Source organism: Streptomyces sp. NPDC058371, from assembly GCF_042723265.1.
Taxonomy (GTDB): Bacteria; Actinomycetota; Actinomycetes; order Streptomycetales; family Streptomycetaceae; genus Streptomyces.
Window position 1 is genome coordinate 1 of the sequence record NZ_JBHXJC010000018.1, and the last position, 16,558, is coordinate 16,558.

16 protein-coding genes are annotated in these 16,558 nt (G+C 69.6%); 8 read left to right on the top strand and 8 right to left on the bottom strand.

The window, feature by feature from the left end:
* Nucleotides 1-130: 130 nt before the first annotated feature.
* The gene (locus tag ACFWM2_RS35370) at nucleotides 131-601 is read right to left on the bottom strand and encodes a nuclear transport factor 2 family protein (RefSeq protein WP_355588348.1); all 471 of its coding nucleotides are present in this window, start codon (nucleotides 599-601) and stop codon (nucleotides 131-133) included.
* A 250-nt stretch (nucleotides 602-851) separates the two neighbouring features.
* Between ACFWM2_RS35370 and ACFWM2_RS35375 the strand changes: the two genes are divergently transcribed.
* The 7 genes from ACFWM2_RS35375 to ACFWM2_RS35405 all read left to right on the top strand — a co-directional run bounded on the left by ACFWM2_RS35375 (nucleotide 852) and on the right by ACFWM2_RS35405 (nucleotide 8,970).
* Nucleotides 852-2,726 (top strand): BTAD domain-containing putative transcriptional regulator, encoded by a 1,875-nt coding sequence (locus tag ACFWM2_RS35375; protein WP_383288673.1) that lies wholly within the window; start codon nucleotides 852-854, stop codon nucleotides 2,724-2,726.
* Between the two features lie 119 nt (nucleotides 2,727-2,845).
* Nucleotides 2,846-3,013, top strand: a complete 168-nt coding sequence (locus ACFWM2_RS35380) for a hypothetical protein (RefSeq protein WP_383288676.1) — start codon at nucleotides 2,846-2,848, stop codon at nucleotides 3,011-3,013.
* 6 nt (nucleotides 3,014-3,019) lie between these two features.
* Nucleotides 3,020-3,916, top strand: coding sequence for a glucose-1-phosphate thymidylyltransferase RfbA (rfbA, locus tag ACFWM2_RS35385; RefSeq protein ID WP_383288679.1), 897 nt, complete (start codon nucleotides 3,020-3,022; stop codon nucleotides 3,914-3,916).
* Nucleotides 3,917-4,216: 300 nt separating this feature from the next.
* Entirely contained in the window at nucleotides 4,217-4,576 is a 360-nt protein-coding gene (locus tag ACFWM2_RS35390) for a hypothetical protein (protein WP_383288682.1), read from the top strand.
* A complete protein-coding gene (locus ACFWM2_RS35395) occupies nucleotides 4,573-6,882 on the top strand; it encodes a TOMM precursor leader peptide-binding protein (RefSeq protein ID WP_383288685.1) in 2,310 nt (769 codons plus the stop codon). Before ACFWM2_RS35390 ends, ACFWM2_RS35395 begins: the two co-directional genes overlap by 4 nt.
* 191 nt (nucleotides 6,883-7,073) lie before the next feature.
* Nucleotides 7,074-8,264 (top strand): sensor histidine kinase, encoded by a 1,191-nt coding sequence (locus ACFWM2_RS35400; protein ID WP_383288688.1) that lies wholly within the window; start codon nucleotides 7,074-7,076, stop codon nucleotides 8,262-8,264.
* Between the two features lie 97 nt (nucleotides 8,265-8,361).
* Nucleotides 8,362-8,970: a response regulator gene (locus tag ACFWM2_RS35405; protein WP_383288691.1), complete on the top strand. Its 609-nt coding sequence runs from the start codon at nucleotides 8,362-8,364 to the stop codon at nucleotides 8,968-8,970.
* 40 nt (nucleotides 8,971-9,010) lie between these two features.
* Here ACFWM2_RS35405 and ACFWM2_RS35410 read toward each other — a convergent pair whose 3' ends face one another.
* Nucleotides 9,011-9,640 carry an NADH oxidase gene (locus ACFWM2_RS35410; RefSeq protein ID WP_383288694.1) on the bottom strand — a complete coding sequence of 210 codons (630 nt, stop codon included), beginning with the start codon at nucleotides 9,638-9,640 and terminating at the stop codon, nucleotides 9,011-9,013.
* Between the two features lie 214 nt (nucleotides 9,641-9,854).
* Nucleotides 9,855-11,111: an MFS transporter gene (locus ACFWM2_RS35415; protein ID WP_383288697.1), complete on the bottom strand. Its 1,257-nt coding sequence runs from the start codon at nucleotides 11,109-11,111 to the stop codon at nucleotides 9,855-9,857.
* Between the two features lie 106 nt (nucleotides 11,112-11,217).
* On the opposite strand from ACFWM2_RS35415, the gene ACFWM2_RS35420 reads away from it, so the two are divergent.
* A complete protein-coding gene (locus tag ACFWM2_RS35420) occupies nucleotides 11,218-11,670 on the top strand; it encodes an SAM-dependent methyltransferase (RefSeq protein WP_383288700.1) in 453 nt (150 codons plus the stop codon).
* Between the two features lie 20 nt (nucleotides 11,671-11,690).
* On the opposite strand, the gene ACFWM2_RS35425 is transcribed toward ACFWM2_RS35420, so the two are convergent.
* The 5 genes from ACFWM2_RS35425 to ACFWM2_RS35445 all read right to left on the bottom strand — a co-directional run bounded on the left by ACFWM2_RS35425 (nucleotide 11,691) and on the right by ACFWM2_RS35445 (nucleotide 16,137).
* Nucleotides 11,691-13,175: an FAD-dependent monooxygenase gene (locus ACFWM2_RS35425; RefSeq protein WP_383288703.1), complete on the bottom strand. Its 1,485-nt coding sequence runs from the start codon at nucleotides 13,173-13,175 to the stop codon at nucleotides 11,691-11,693.
* Nucleotides 13,172-13,705, bottom strand: coding sequence for a truncated hemoglobin (locus ACFWM2_RS35430; protein ID WP_383288706.1), 534 nt, complete (start codon nucleotides 13,703-13,705; stop codon nucleotides 13,172-13,174). Before ACFWM2_RS35430 ends, ACFWM2_RS35425 begins: the two co-directional genes overlap by 4 nt.
* 12 nt (nucleotides 13,706-13,717) lie before the next feature.
* Entirely contained in the window at nucleotides 13,718-14,818 is a 1,101-nt protein-coding gene (locus ACFWM2_RS35435; RefSeq protein ID WP_383288709.1) for a hypothetical protein, read from the bottom strand.
* Nucleotides 14,819-14,903: 85 nt separating this feature from the next.
* On the bottom strand, nucleotides 14,904-15,173 hold the full coding sequence (locus tag ACFWM2_RS35440; RefSeq protein WP_383288712.1) for a hypothetical protein: 270 nt from the start codon (nucleotides 15,171-15,173) through the stop codon (nucleotides 14,904-14,906).
* Between the two features lie 112 nt (nucleotides 15,174-15,285).
* Nucleotides 15,286-16,137: a helix-turn-helix domain-containing protein gene (locus tag ACFWM2_RS35445; protein ID WP_383288715.1), complete on the bottom strand. Its 852-nt coding sequence runs from the start codon at nucleotides 16,135-16,137 to the stop codon at nucleotides 15,286-15,288.
* Nucleotides 16,138-16,558: the final 421 nt, after the last annotated feature.

The window sequence follows — 16,558 nt, forward strand, 5'->3', positions numbered from 1 at the left end:
GCGAGGGTGCCTTCCGGTCCGTCCTGGACACGCTCATGGGTGGTCCTTGTCGGTCGGCGATGAACTGAACCCGGGCAGCCGGGGCACCCTGATGCAGCCACCCCGGCACGGCGAACCGGCTTCGGGAGGCTCAGGCGAGCTGACGGGCGAAGGTGTCCAGGTCGAAGTAGAGGGTCTCGTCGATCAGGACGTCGCCGTCGAAGTGGAAGAAGACGGCGACGGGGGCCTCGACGGTCTTGCCGTGGTTGGGTATGCCGCGCCAGTCCGCCTCCTGCTTGGCACGCATCTGCGCCTCGAGGATCACCGCGGTCGGCGTGTGGTGGACGTGGAACAGATCGTGCTCGGGGTTCGGGAAGGCCTTCTGCAGTTCGGCGAAGTAGCCCTTCTTGATGGCCTCTTCACCGATGAACGGGCTCTCCTCGTACGCCATGACCCGGTAGACGCCGCCGCGCGGGAACGTGGCGAGCACCCCGTCGATGTCCCAGGCGGACTCCGCGATGGTGTGCTCCGCGACAACCGCCTCACGCCGCTTGCGCAGCTCGGCGTCGGGCTGCGGAAGATCCGCACCAGGCAGCTTGAACTCGTGCTCCTCGGAGGACATGCAGGCTCCTTCAGACTTTGGCTGGTTCGGTTCGAGAGGCGACGCTAGGTCTCTTCCCTCGCCTGTCCCTCGCGCTCTGCTGGAGCGCGAGCGCCGCTCGTGCGCGGCCCGCGAACGGGCGCAGGCCCGTCGGTGCAGGACGGTGACGGAAACGGAATGAGGTGCTCCGTCAGGGCAGAGCGGAAATCTAGGAGCGCTGCACCGGCCGGAGTTAGCTTTCCGGACACTGAAGGGATACGGGTGATCTTCGATGGAGCTCCGGATACTGGGATCAATAGAACTCTGGACGGGCAGCGCGTTGGCCGATATTGGCCCCGCACGGCAACGCAGCATCCTCGGCGCCCTGCTGGTCGATCCGGAACGGCCGGTGCCGTTGGAATCCCTCGTCGACCGGGTGTGGGGCGACCGGCCGCCCGCGGGAGTCCGCAACGTCGTCCACACCTACATCACCCGGCTGCGCCGTGCCCTCGCCCAGGCCTCGGCGGAACTGCCCGAACCGATCGGCCTGATCAGGTCGCCGTCCGGCTACCTGGTCTCGACGGATCTCGGCGCCGTGGACCTGGTGCGGTTCCGCCGGCTGCTCAAGAGCGCCCAGCAGGACGACCTCGGCGACCAGGAACGCAGCGCGCTGCTCCAGCAGGCGCTGCACATGTGGCGGGGCAACGCACTCAGCGGCATGCACAGCGACTGGGCGGCCCGGGTCCGCGAGACACTGCGGCAGCTGCACCACGAGGCACTCAGCCAGTGGGCGGACACCGAGATTCGCCTCGAGCGCCCCGGCGCCGTCCTCGCGGAGCTGCGCGCGGCGCTGCTGACCGACCCGCTCTCCGAACAGCTCTGCGAGCGTCTGATGCTCGCGCTCTACCTGGAGGGGCGCAGCGTCGACGCCCTCGAGCACTACCAGTCGATGCGCCGGCTGATCTCCAAGGAACTCGGCACGGATCCGTCGCGGCGGGTGCAGCAGCTCTACGAGACGATCCTGCGCGGCGAGGTCGCCGCTCCGGCACCGCAGCCCGAGCGGAGCGGCGACCCGCACGGCGCCGGGACACACCAGGCTTTCGTCCCCTCCCGGCCCGCCCCCGTCGTCCCGCGGATGCTCCCGCTCGACCTCCCCGACTTCACGGGGCGCGAACGCGAACTCGACCTGGTCCAAAGGACCCTGACGCAACCAACCGCATCACAGCCGCCCGCCGTCCTGCTCGTCGGCGGCGGCGGTGTCGGCAAAACCGTGCTGGCCGTGCGCCTGGGACATCGGCTGCAGTCCGCCTTCCCGGACGGGCAGTTGTACGCGGCGCTGCGCGGCAGCGGCGCGCGTCCGGCCGACCCCCACGCGGTGCTGGGACGGCTGCTGCGGGCACTGGGGACGGAGCCCGAGCGGATCCCGCCCGACCCCGACGAGCGCGCCGAGGTCTACCGGTCGGCTCTGGCCGGGCGTCAGCTGCTGCTCACGCTCGACGACGCGGTCGACGACGAGCAGGTGCAGCCACTGCTGCCGGGCAGCGGGGACACCGCGGTACTGATCACCAGCAGAGGCCGGCTCAGCACTCCGCTCGGCACCCGCGTCGTGCATCTGGCGGAACTGCCGCACGGTCACAGTGTGCGGCTCCTGGCCAGGATGCTGGGCTCGGAGCGCGTCACCCGGGAGCCGGCCGCGGCTGCCGCGATCGCGCGGTACTGCGGTGGGCTGCCGCTTGCACTGCGCGCCGCGGCCGTACGGCTCAACACGCGCCCCCACTGGTCGCTGCGCCGCTACGCGGAACGGCTGAGTGACGAGGCGCAGCGTCTGGACGAGCTGGCGCACAGCTCGCTGAGCGTGCGCGACAGCTTCACGGCGTCGTACAACGCGCTGCCCGACGATGCCCGCGAGGCACTGCGCTGCCTGGCCGACCTGACGGTGTCCGAGTTCGACGCCCATCTGGCGTGCCCGGTGCTCGGCAAGGACTTCGCCACGGTCGAGGACGCCTGCGAGCAGTTGGTGGAGGCCCATTTCCTGACCGTGGCCGAGGCCGCGGTGGCCGACCTCCCCACCCGCTACCGGCTCGACGGACTGCAACGCAGCTTCGCGAACGGGCTCAGGGCGGGCCGCGCCGGCGAGCCGGCCGCGACCGCGCAGCCGTCCGTATAGGGGCGTCGACCTTTGAGTACACCTCCGGTCAAGAAGCGCTCCAGTCCTGCGTCCATCCCGGTGTCCGACAGTGGACCCCGAAGGCCCGAAGCGACAGGGCAGGACAGAGAGGGACCGCAATGGCTCTTCCGGACGCTCCCCAGGCCGTGCTGCCGGACCTCGGCGAGACCAACTCCGAGACCCCGCCGACGGCACCGGTGCGCACACCCACGATGGCGGACTTGACGGACGAGCTCACCGCCCGCAGGACGCAGGCCCACTTCGGCTCGAACAGCAGTGGAAGGTGATCTGAGATGAAGGGCATCATCCTGGCGGGCGGCAGCGGCACCCGGCTGCGCCCGCTGACCGGCGCGCTGTCCAAACAGATCCTGCCGGTCTACGACAAGCCGATGATCTACTACCCGCTCTCCGTACTGATGCTGGCGGGCATCCGGGACATCCTGCTGATCTCCTCCAAGGACCACTCGGACAGCTTCCGCACCCTCCTCGGGGACGGCTCCCAACTCGGCCTGAACATCTCCTACGCCGAACAGGACCAGCCGCGCGGCATCGCCGAAGCACTCCTCATCGGCGCCGACTTCATCGACGGCGACCAGGTCGCGCTGGTCCTCGGCGACAACATCTTCCACGGGCCACGCTTCTCGCTGCTCCTCGACGACGCGCTGCGCCAACTCGACGGCGCCGCACTGTTCGGCTACCGGGTACGCGATCCCCAGCGCTACGGGATCGGGGAGATCGACGAGCAGGGCCGGCTGCTGTCCCTGGAGGAGAAGCCACGCCACCCGCGCTCCAACCTCGCGGTGACCGGGCTGTACCTCTACGACAACGACGTGGTCGAGATCGCCAAGAACCTCACCCCCTCAGCGCGGGGCGAACTGGAGATCACCGACGTCAACCTGGCCTACCTGGCCCAGGGCCGGGCCCAACTCACCCCCCTCGGCCGCGGCTTCGCCTGGCTCGACATGGGCACCCACGACTCACTGCTGCAGGCAGCGCAGTACGTCCAACTGGTCGAGCAACGGCAGGGCGAGTTCATCGCCTGCCTCGAGGAACTCGCCCTCAACCGCGGCTTCATCACCCCCGAACAGTGCCTGAGCCTCGGCGAGAAAATGAACGGCACGGACTACGGCGCCTACGTCACCGAAGTGGCATCCCGCCGCATCCCACAGCCCGCCGTCCGCGCCGCCTGACCACAGCCCCCTCGCGATCACCGTCCTGGACAAGCTGACGCACGCGGGCAATCCGCGAGGAGCTCGGCTATTCACCCCGAATTGGCTTCGAGGAGGGTCTGGCCGAAACCGTCCGGTGGTACCGCGACAACCGAAGCTGGTGGGAACCACTCAAAGCGGCGACTGACGGAGCTGGGGCCTCCACTTGAGTGAGAACTTCACCCGTCACCAATGAACCCGACACTGTCCGTGAAGCCCTCACCCACGAAGAATTTTGGCCATTGGAGCACCAGCCGACCACGTCAGTGAGGACCTTCTCCGATGAGCCAGGCCATTGCCGCCCCCCTCACCCCCCACTCGGCGCGCATCACCGAGGCAGCTCCCGCACGTCCGTTCCTCGTCGTCGAAACCCTCGACCACGCCGCAGGCGCCACCATGCTGCTCACCTACACCTACGGCATGGAAGCCGCACCGGCACCCACCGGCACCACCCAGTTCACCTTCTGCGCCGACCCCATCCCCATGAACACCGCCCAGTTCACGTTCTGCGCCGACCCCGGCCCCGCCGCCACCCCCCAGCTCACCCAGTGCGCCCAGAGCGGTCCCACCGATGCCCTCGGTGCGCAGAGCGCGGCTCCCGTGGCCGCCGAGTGTGACGCGGTCGCGGGGTCCTGGATATGACTTCCGGGTCGCCGCACACCAGGAGATCCGAACCGGCCGCCCTGCAGGACGACTCAACCCTCGTGGGTTTCAGACACCACCTGCGTCCCGCGACCGTCCCCGGCGAGGCGACCTACCTGGTCTCCCGCCGGGGCGTGACCACCCTGCACGGCGCCCTCGCCGAGGTGCTCGTCCCGCTGCTCGACGGCACCCGGTCACTCGCCGAGATCCTGCACAGTGCCGCGCCCGCGCTGACCGCCGAGGAGGCACAGGGCGGGCTGCGCCTGCTCAGTGATGCCGGGCTGCTCCGCTTCGGCAGCCCCGCCCCGGCGCAGGCCGGCCCGGCGGTGGCGTCCAACGACCCGGTCGCCGAGGCGTACTGGGACCTGGCCGGCCTGGACGGCGCCCGGGCAGCGGCGGGGCTGGCCGGCTCCCGGCTCCGGGTCCTGCCGCTCGGCGGCGTCGACGCCGAGCCGGTGCTCGCGGCGGGTGTCGCGTCCGGCATCAACGTGACCGACGAGGACGCGGACCTCACGCTGGTCCTGTGCGACGACTACCTCTCCCCGGAGCTGGAGTGGGTCGACGCCGAGCACCGGGCGGCGGGCAGGCCGTGGCTGCTCACCCGGCTGTGCGGCTACGAACCCTGGATCGGCCCGTTCTTCCAGCCGGACGAGGGGCCCTGCTGGACGTGCCTGGCCGCCCGGCTGGAGCAGCACCGGGGATACGAGGGATCGCTCCAGCAGGCCCTGGGCCTCGACCGCCCGCTCGGCCGGCCGATCGCCTCACTGTCGGCCGGACGCGTCCTGGCCGCACAGAGCGCGGTCCTGGAGGCCGCCAAGTGGCTGGCCGGTCTGCGCTACGCCGACCAGGGCTCCGTCCGCACGGTCGACACCCTCAATCTGCGGACCCGCGTCCACACCGTGTCCCGGATTCCCCAGTGCCCCTCCTGCGGCGACCCCGGACTGACGAGCCGGCGCGTGCTCGCGCCGTTCGTCCCGGTGTCGCGGCCCAAGGCCGGGCAGGGCGGCGGCGGTCACCGGGCACTCAGCCCCGACCAGTTGCTGAAGCGCTACGAGCACCTGGTGAGCCCGATCACCGGAATCGTTCCGGTGCTCGAACCCTCCCCCGGAGCACCGGAGTTCGCCACCACCTACGTGTCGGGGCGCAACCTCGCGATGCGGGAGCGCGGTCTGGCCGGGCTGCGCTCGCTCAGCGGCGGCAAGGGCCTGACCGACGCCGAGGCCCGCACCAGCGCGCTGTGCGAGTCGGTGGAGCGCTACAGCGGCACCCGGCACGGCGACGAGCCGGTCATGGTGGACACCCTGCGCGCCCTCGGCGACCACGCCCTCCACCCCAACTCCTGCCAGCTGTACGCGGACCGGCAGTTCCGCGAGCGGGACCGCTGGAACCGCTCCGGCTCGCCCTTCCACCACGTACCTGAGCCCTTCGACGTGAACCGGCCGGTGGAGTGGACGCCCGTGTGGTCCATGACCGAGCAGCGTCACCGGTTCCTGCCCACGTCGATGCTCTACTTCCCGTCCACACCCGTTCCGCGCGGGCCGTACGCCGACTCGAACGGCAACGCGGCGGGCAGCAGCCCGGAGGACGCCCTTCTGCAGGGTTTCCTCGAACTCGTGGAGCGGGACGCCGTCGCCCTGTGGTGGTACAACCGCACCCGGCAGCCGGCGATCGACCTGGACTCGTTCGACGAGCCGTACATCGAGCGGCTGCGTGACGGATACCGCAAGCTGGGCCGGGAGTTGTGGGCGCTGGACCTCACCTCGGATCTCGGCATCCCCGCGATCGTGGCACTGTCCCGGCGTACGGAGGGGCCCACCGAGGACATCGTCTTCGGCTTCGGCGCACACTTCGACCCCGCGATCGCGCTGCGGCGGGCGCTCACCGAGATGGGCCAGCTGCTGCCGGCCGTGGGGGCGGGCCGTCCCGGCGGCGGCTACGGCATCACGGATCCGCTTCCGGTTCGCTGGTGGCGGCAGGCCACCCTCGCCAACCAGTCATATCTGGTGCCCGATCCGGCCACCCGGCCACGGACTCCCGCCGCTTGGACCTACGTTGTGCGCACCGATCTGCTCGCCGACGTCGAGGCCATCACCGAACTCGTCGGCGCCAAGGGCCTGGAGCTGCTCGTCCTCGACCAGACCCGGCCGGACGTCGGAATGCCGGTGGTCAAGGTGATCGTGCCGGGACTCCGCCACTTCTGGGCCCGGTACGCACCGGGCAGGCTCTTCGACGCTCCGGTCGCGCTCGGACGGCTCTCCCGACCCACGCCGTACGAGCAGTTGAACCCGATCCCCCTCTTTGTGTGACGCGACTGCTTTTGGACAGTTGCCCAACTGCCCAATGGATACTTTGCGCCAGTCTCCGACCGTGCTCTGTCTAGAATGACGCCGGTTCCATTCGAACCGGATTCGAGACACGACGGGGGAGAGATGAAATGGACGGTATCGATCCAAACAGGTCTCCATCGCATTCCGGCCAATCGCAGGACCACAGCAGCGTGGCCACAAGAACCGCCCGGGGCGTTCTGGTGGCCGCGTTGGTCTGTTATCTGGGGATTACGTTCCTCAACATCCTTTCCCAAGAGCTCAATCTGTACCGCCTGGCCCTCGCGCTGATCTGTCTGGTGCTGGTGTTCCTGCTGCAACTCGTGCACTCGGCACCCGGCATCTCCGGGGCGCGGATGCGCACCAAGATTCTGACCCTGGCCGCCCAAGGCGTCCTCTCCTACCTGCCGTTGATCTGGTTCGGGGTGTCCTGGGGTGCCATGGCGGGCTTCTTCGCCGGCTCCGTGCTGCTTCTCCTGCCGGCCCGGGCAGGCTGGACGCTGTACGGACTGACGACGCTGAGCCTGCTCGTCCCCGGCATCCTGAACGACCGCGGCGTCGTCGACCTGGTGTACATGTGCCAGACCACCGCGCTCACCGGTCTCGTGGTGTACGGCCTGAGCCGCTTGACCAGCCTGGTCGACCAGTTGCACCGGGCCCGCGCCGACCTGGCCCGACTGGCCGTCAGCAACGAGCAGTTACGGTTCTCCAGGGACCTGCACGACCTGCTCGGGTACAGCCTCTCCGCGATAACCCTCAAGAACGAGCTGATCCACCGCCTCATCCCGGCGAACCCGTTCCGGGCCCGTGAGGAGGTCGACGAGGTACTCGTCATCTCCCGCCAGGCACTGGCCGATGTGCGCCGGGTCGCCCGCGGGTACCGGGAGATGTCCCTCGGCTCCGAACTGGCCTCCGCCGAGTCGGTGCTGGCCGCCGCCGGGGTCTCGGTCACCGTCGACACCCACGACGCCATCGACCGCCTGGGACTGGCGACGTCCACCGTGCTGGCCACGGTACTGCGCGAGGGCGTCACCAACCTGCTGCGGCACTCCGTGGCCTCGTACTGCCGGATCTCCGCGCGGATCGAGGGCGATCTCGTCCGCCTCACGATCGTCAACGACGGCCTGATACTTGGCCATCAGGTGCCGTCGCCGGACAGTGGCAGCGGCCTGGGCAACCTCGAGCGGCGGCTGCAGGACATCGGAGGCCGGCTGATCGTGCGGCGCTTCCCCGACGGTTCCGACGTGGACGTCTTCCGGCTCACCGCCGAGGCACCGGTCCAAGAGGCCCGGGCCGGCGACCCGCGCGCAAATGAGGTCACGAGCGGCGGGCAGCCGTACGGCCGGGCCGGCAATGTCGCGTGAGCAATCGTGGCCTGATCTTTGCCTGTTGACGGAAACCCGTCGGCGCATGCGCTTGGGTAGGATCCAGTAACTTTCACGGGGGAACGGGGAAGCGACGATGATACGGATCCTCCTGGCCGAGGACATGCACATGGTTCGCGGCGCACTGGTGGCTCTGCTCAATCTGGAGGACGACCTGAAGGTGATCGCCGAGCTCGAGCGCGGTGATCAGATCCTGAGTGCCGCACGCGAACACCGGCCGGACGTGGCCATCATCGACATCGATCTGCCCGGCCTGGACGGACTCAGCGCGGCCGAACTCCTGCACGAGCGCGTTCCCGAGTGCCGGGCCCTGATCCTCACCAGCCTCGGCCGCCCCGGCACGCTACGCCGGGCGATGTCCGCGCACGTGGCCGGTTTCCTCCTCAAGGACGCCCCGCCCAGCGATCTCGCACAGGCCGTCCGCCGGGTCGTCGCCGGCCAGCGGGTGATCGACCCCCAACTGGCCCTGGCGGCCTGGGGCGGCAGGGAGAGCCCGCTCACCACCCGCGAGACCGAGGTGCTGCAACTGGCCGCACAGGGCACGGAACCACAGGAGATCGCCAAGCATCTCCGTCTTTCGGTGGGCACCGTACGCAACTACCTCACCACTACGGTGACCAAGCTCAACGCGCGTAACCGGGTCGACGCGATCCGTATCGCCCGTGAGTCGGGCTGGCTGCTGTGACCGGCCCGTCGGCTCCGTCCCGCCCCGGGCGATGGCGCGGTCAGCCCGCGGCCACCGTCATCCCGGCCCCTGCCAGATAGGCGAGGATCGCCAGGGTCAACTCGGCGGGCAGGGGTAACACTTCGACCATCGCGTCCGGTGTCATGGGCCAGGCCAGCAGCGACACCACCCACATCGCCTCGGGGCGGTGTATCTCCACCCGATGTTCCAGGGTGCGGCACTGTACGAGGAACACGTCCCCTCGCACGGTGATCGTCACGGTGGGCCGCAGCTGCACCCTGCGCTGCGCCGACAGCCGGACGAGCGAGAAGCGGGCGGTTCGGCCCATCGGCACCACCGACAGCACCGGTCCCTTGAGGTCCTCCAGGGACAGCGTCCTGATCACCACGTGGGAGATCCCGCGAAGCACCGACAGAACCACCGTGTAGGTGTCGTGCCCGGGGACCGCTCCGCCGTTCGACTGCAGCAGGTTGGCGAGCAGCACGGGACCGAGTTCCATCCGGCGCAGCGCCTCGGCCACCGCGGGCGCGGGATCCTCGACCCTCTCCGTGCCCTGCGGGCTGCTGAGGACCAGCGTCCGGCCTTCCTCGTCCCACCCCACCACCGTGTCCTCGCGCAGGGACCACAGGTGATGCATGCGCAGGGGCGAGTCTTCCGTGTGGGGAGTCACGGTCAGCCGACCTCCTCGGGCTATCCGGGCAAGCCGGAAATGCGGCTCTGCACGCCGACCTGCTCGGGCCCTCCAGTATGAAACCGTCCGCAGGGTTCCCAGCAGCGAACGGATCACACCGAAGGCATGAGGAAATCACGGGGTGTTCGCCGCATCCGCCGAGACGCCCGCGGCCCCGCGCGATCGCGTCGCGGTGGGGGGAGCCAGCGACGGACTACGGATTTGTGGTGAGAGGGACGCCACCTGCCGTCTCGGTCTCCGGCACCCGGGTCCGTTCCGCCCAGCGGACGGCGGGGCCGCTGGCGGCCAGCACGCCGAGGAACAGGGCGGAGATCACCAGCCAGCCGGGCCCGCCGAACCGGTCGGGCAGCGTGGTGACCAGGGCCGGCCCGGCGATCAGGGCGAAGGCGTCACCGGTCGCGAAGGCCCCCAGGTACTGTCCCTGCGCATTTGCGGGTGCCAACTCGTAACGCAGCCCCCACCGGGCGGCCTCGCCCCAGATCTCACCGAAGGTGAAGAGCACCGCGACGGCCAGCAGCACGGTGGCGGCCGCCCATCCGGGCATCGATCCGGTCAGTGCGGTGACGGCACAGGCGACGGCGAGGACCACGGCGGTGAACCGCTGCAGTCGGGCCGCCCCCCGTACGGTGTCCGCGTCGCGCGCCATCCGTACCTGGAGGAACACCACCATCAGCGTGTTGACCAGCATGATCCATGCCGCCAGGGCCCGGGGGGCGTCGGTGTGCACCACCAGCCAGAGCGGCAGTCCCACCGCCATTGCGGTCGGCCCGATCCGGGCGATCCCGGAAACCTGCGCGACCAGCAGATAGGGGACGTCGCGCACCGCCGCGCGCGGCTTCTCGCCGCGGGGTGCGCGCGGGATGCCCGGGACCCTGGGCAGCCGCATGTAGAGCGCGGCCACCAGCACCATGGCCACGGCATTGCCCCAGAACAGGGCGAGGAAGGCGGTCTTCGAATCGGCTGCGATGATCAGGCCGGCCGCCAGCGCGGCCAGCGAGAATCCGCCGTTGAACACGCTGCGCATGTACGCCGAGATCCGGACCCGGCCCTCTCGGCCCATCACCCCCGCCACCAGCGCGCCCCGGGCGACGTTGCCGCACTGCTCGGCCAGCCCGAGGGCCACGGCCATCACCAGATAGGCCGAGAAGGAGTGCACGAAGGCCGCCGCGGCCAGCGCCGCCGCCTTTCCGAGCGCGAACACCGCGGTGGTTCCCCGCGGCCCGAACCGGTCGGCGAGATGTCCGGCCGGCACTCCCAGAGCCAGCGCCAGGATGCCGGCAAGCGACATGCCGATGCCCACCTGCCCCGGTGACAGCCCCACGACATGGACGAAGTAGACGGCGCCGCCGGTGACATAAAGTCCGTTGCCGAGGCTGGCCACGGCAGTGCACAGGACCAGCACCCGGCCGGCACCGGGGTCGGGAAGCAGGCGGGAAATCAGGCGGCCCATGACTGGCACCTCGCTCGGTGAATGGCGTTGACTCTGCGGCGGACGGGCGGACATGCTTCGCGGGTTCCGGGCGACCAGGACCCACCGGACAGGAAGCGGGGATGGAATGCAGCCGATCAGTCCCATCGGGGTGGTACGCGGCGGACGCGGACAGGTCCACGAGGACGGATGGGGGGCGGTGGTCTCGCGGATCGAACTGGACCCGGCCGTGTTCGACGAGTCGGCGACCTCCGGCCTCGACGACTACTCGCACGTCGAAGTGATCTTCGCGTTCCATCTGGCGACGCGGACCTGCACCGCTACCCAGCACCCCCGAGGCAACACCGACTGGCCGCTCTCCGGCATCCTGGCGCAGCGCGCACCCAACCGGCCCAACCATCTCGGGGTGTCCGTATGCAGCCTTGCGGCCGTCGACGGGCTGACACTCACCGTGCACGGCCTCGACGCCGTCGACGGCTCCCCGGTACTCGACGTCAAACCGTATCTGCCGGAGTTCGCGCCGCGCGGTGAGGTGCGTGGTCCGGCCTGGGCCGGCGAGCTGATGCGCAACTACTTCTGAGTCCGCCGGGTCGCTACGGCTCACGGCAGAGCCACCAGGTCCGTACGCGCCGCGGCGATCAGGGTGTTGACCTCGTCCCGGGGCAACTTCTCGTCGACCAGCAGCGCGATCGGGAGCGCGACCTCGCTGCGGATCCGCGCGGCGGGCGCGCTCCTGGTCACCCGGCCGCCCGCCGGCCCGGCCTGCACCGCGAGGAAGTCGATCCCCGGCAGTGGCCGGTCGGGGGCCCGGTCCACGACCAGCCCCACCGCCCGGGTGCCGTCCGCGCCGCGCAGCACACACCGGCCGTCCCGGCGCTCCAACTCGACCAGCCGGTGGTCCAGGCGCACCCGGCCCACCGTCAGCGGCACGTCGACGGGCTCCGCGTCGGTGGGGTGGCCGGCCAGTCGCGCCACGGTGCGCGCGACGAACTCCGGATCCCGCTCCCGCAGTCGGCTGAAGGTGTTCACCGCCCGGCGGCTGCGCAACGCGAACACCGTCTGATGCCCCTCCAGCCGCTCACCGCGGCACAGCTGCTCGAACCACGCGGTGCTCTCCGCCGCCTCCGCCTGTGTCTGCTCGGCGACCGGCCGCCGGATGCTCTCGTACTCGGCCGCCGCCTGGAGCGGATCGTCGTGTCCGGCGATACATCGGGCGAGACACAGTGCGTCGTCGATGGCCAGAGCGGTGCCCGAGCCGGTCGAGAAGTGGACCGTGTGCGCGGCGTCCCCAGCCAGCACCGTCCGGCCGTCGGACCAGCGGCGGTTGACGACCGTACGGAAGGGTTGCCAGCCCGATGTCCGGGCCGACAAGGGAGCGCCGCCCAACTCGCTGCGGAACAGCGCGGCAAGCCGCAGCTCCGCCTCGGCCGCCGGCAGGTCGAGCAGGCCGAGGGCGGACAGGGTGTCCGGGTCGGCCTCGACGATGAAGGTGCTCTCGTCGGCCGCATGCGGATAGGCGTGCACCACCAGGGGGCCCGGGCCCAGGTCCTTGAGCAGGAAACACGGTTCGATGACCGAGGGTGTGCTCATCCACAGATACCGGGTGCGTCCCGGAGAGACGGAGGTGCCGAACCGGTCGGCCCGCTCCCGGCGCAGCTCGCTGCCCGCACCGTCGGCCAGCACCACCAGATCCGCCTGCTCCGGCAGCTCGGTGACGGTGCGCCTGATCAGCCGCACATTGGCGTTCCGCGCGGCCAGTTCGCGGACCTGCGCGTGAAAGACATGCCGGGAGATCCCCGACATGCCGAAGGCGCCGGACGGGATGCGTTCGCCGTCGATCATCGTGACCGTCTCGTCCCATGAGGCGTACGCGGCCTGCGGCAGCCGCAGCGCCTCGGGGTGGGCGGCCCGGATGCGCTCGGCGAACTCGTCCGTCAGCACGATGCCGGCCCCCGGCCCGCGGTCCTCCCGGTCGTAGAGCTCGATGGCCGTGTCCGGCAGCAGCCGGGCCAGCTCCAGCGCGCAGAAGGCCCCGGCGGGGCCTCCGCCCACCACGGCCACGGTGCGGACAGGAGTGCCCCTCATGCCGTGGTCCCGTCCCAGTGGAACCGCTCGCCGCGGGCCAGCGCAGCTCCCCGGGACACCGCGGTCATCTCACCACTCGCTATCTTCATGATGGTGAGGAACTCGGTGAAGTGCGGTTCCGCTGCGTCCAGTTGGGTGCCCGCTTCCTTCATCAGGGCCAGCCAGCGCAGCCGTTGCTCGCGGGAGATCAGGAAGTGCGCGTGCGCCTGGTGCATCTTCGGGTCCCAGGCCGCGGTCAGGTCGTTCTCGCCGTAGATCCGGCGGAAGTGGTCGTACAGCCGTGCGGCGTGGCGGCTCCAGTCGGGGACGGCGAAGAGCGGGGACAGCACCTCGTCCGCCGCGACGAGCTCGTAGAAGCGGGTGGTGAGTGCCTGGAAGAACTCGGCACCGCCGATGCCGGTCCAGAAGTCGGAGACCTTCCGGTCGACCTGCGTGGGAGTCATGCCTTCGGCGGACTGCAGGCCCTGGTCGGCGACGAGGAGTACCTTCCCGTCGTGCCGGGGGGCCCGGGTGGCTGGATTGGGCGACATGGGCGTACTCCTTCAGTCGGATCGGTCGAGCACCAGCCCCGCGGCGGACAGCGTGCTGACGGTGCAGCCACGCAGCCGTTTGGCCTGTACGGTCCCGAGCCCGTAGGCGATCGTGGTGATCCCCTGCCCGGGGGCCAGTTCGGCAGGGCGGTAGAACATCGTGGCGAAGTACGTGAACGAGGCGTCGGGATGCTCGTAGTCGGTGCCGCTCATCAGCGCGGTCCACTGATTTCCGTCCCGCACCAGCATCGTGAAGGAGAGCAGAGCACCCTCCTTCCGGGCCTCGACGATCCAGACGTTCTCCGGACCGAAGTGGTCGCGCAGATGCCGGAACGAGTCCGCCTCACGCTTCGCGTCGGGCACGCCGCCGTACTTGGTCACCAACTTGGCCCGCAGCGGCACGAGTTCAGGCTCCTCGTCGCCGATCGGGCGTTCGCTGATCTCGATGCCCCGGGCCGCCATCTCGCGCAGCTCCCGCCGTACCGCGAAGCGCTGGTTGCGCCGCAGCCCGGCTATGTAGCCGTCCAGATCGGCCCAGGTGACATCCATGTCGCTGCGGTCCACCATCGGGACCACGGCGAACCCCGCCGAGCGCAACACATCCAGGAACTCGGGATAGTCGGGGCGCAGGAACAGCGCCGAGACACTGCGCATCCCCTGCTCACGGCACCAGTCGAGCAGGGCGTCCAGATACGCCCTCAGCACCCGCGGATCCCGGGAGCCCGGACCGGCCGGCGCCGACTCGTAGTTGGGGCCCATCAGTACGCAGGACGGGAACAGTTCGTCGGCGGAGAGTCCCTCCCACGGGTGCGGTCCGTCGGCGACCACTCCGTCGGCGACCGAGCCACCCGACAGCACCCGCTGCGGATCGAACCGCACATGTCCTGTGGGGGCCTCCATCACGCCGCCGACCAGGGCCACTTGGTCCCCGTCCGGACCGGGCAGCCCGAAGGTGCGGGCGCCGCCGGGGATCCTGGCCTCGGCGAGAGAGATCCAGCGGCGGCGCAGGGTGACGGGGGCTCTGCCGATCCAGTCGTCCCAGCTCTCGGGGACAGCGGTGCGCATCTGCAGCCCGGCGGTGCCCAGAGCCGGTTCGGGGCGGTGTGTCGTCACGGCATCTCCTTTCCGGCCATGCGCGACGCCCGTCCGGCCCGGCAATCCACAAGGGCGCCGGGCCGAATGGGCTGTGGGTCGACCGTCAGGCCGCCTGCAGTTCCTGCACGCGGTCCCAGACCGGAGCCTGGTCCCAGACCGAGAGTTCGTCGCAACACTGGTCCCAGACCGAAAGGTCGTCGCAGGACTGGTCCCAGACCTTCAGATCCTTCGAAGACCGGTCCCAGACCTTCAGGTTCTCGGAAGACTCGTCCCAGACCGACAGGTCCTCGGGGGCCTGGTCCCACACAGGAGCCATGTCCCACACGCCGAATTCGTCGGCCGACTTCGCTCGGATTACATATACGTCGCGCACATGCACATCCCTTCAGGAGGTTCGCAGAAGGCGATCCACCGGACCGCCGAGACGCGACCCTCGCCGCGCTCATCAAGGAGCCTTGCAGCGTGAGTCACGACCTGTCTTCTCCTTAATTGCTGACCTTCCAAGAAGCATGGCGAGCCAGTTCTTGAAATCCGCTTGAAGCCACTGGAAATTTACTTGAATCCGCTTGATATACGCTTGATATCCGCTTGAACCCGGGTCGAGGAGCCGCCTCGGCGAGCATCTCGAGGCCGGGAGCCACGAACAGGATGGGCGGGTGCGACCAGTCCCGCGGACACAGCACCAGTTCCACCTCGAAGCCGGCGTACGGGTCGATACGTATGGGCCCGAGCGTGGCCGTGAGCAGCATGGTCTCCAGCGGCTGCCCCGGCTGCTCCTGCGCCGCCCGCATCGTCGCGTGCAAGTAGCAGATCCCGTGCGGCACCTGTTGCAGCACAAAGGGTCCGAGGCACTCCGTGGTGGTCCAACTGGACGGATGCCCCTGGAGTATGGGGCTGTCGAAGGAACCGATGTAGATCGAGGAGACGGGCTCAGCCCCCGCCCGGGCCACACCGCGCAAGCAGCGCGTCATGTCGCCCTGACCGCCGGCCGGGGAACGCACGACGTACTCACCCTCGCCCCGACTCACCTGGCGGTATCGAGTGGGCGGGATTCCCACAGATTCGGTGAAGCGGCTGGTGAAACTACCCGTACTGTTATATCCAACCGCGGAAGAAATAGTGGCTACGCCGAGATCAGAATTCTGCAACAGCCGTTTCGCTTCACCAATGCGCACCGCACTGAGAAAACGCCCCGGGGTCACCCCGGTAACCTGACTGAATATCCGCAACAGATGGAATTTGCTCACCAGGACCGCACGGGCGATGTCGTCAAGGCTGAGCGGTTCCGCGTATCGTTCCCGCATGATCTGTACGGCCCGTTCCACAACATGCTCCATACGCATCTCCTGAACAGCCGAATGGAACAGGGCGTACGCCCTGGCCAACGCTAGGGAAAAGGCGTGGAGGCCTGCTTGACCTGAGATCGAGCCACGACCCCGGCGCGGTTCCTCTCTTTCCGGTTCGGTGACGGCCGATCAGATGCCTCACCCCGGGCCAGACGGTCGAGCCGCAGGCCGCCTTCGACGCGGACCGGGGCGTGTACCTCTGCCACTGCCCTCCGCTCGACCATGCGGCGATCGGCATGACGGCCCAGAACAAGGTGAGTTGAGTCGCGGACGCCCGCCGCTGCCGCCATGTGTCGGTCAAGCGATTCTTAAGGGCTCTGCCGGACTGACCGTGGCGCGCAGTGAGCCACCCAGGAGGTCACGGTGATGAAGGCAGTACAAGGCGTGCAGCTCTACGACACCACGCTACAGG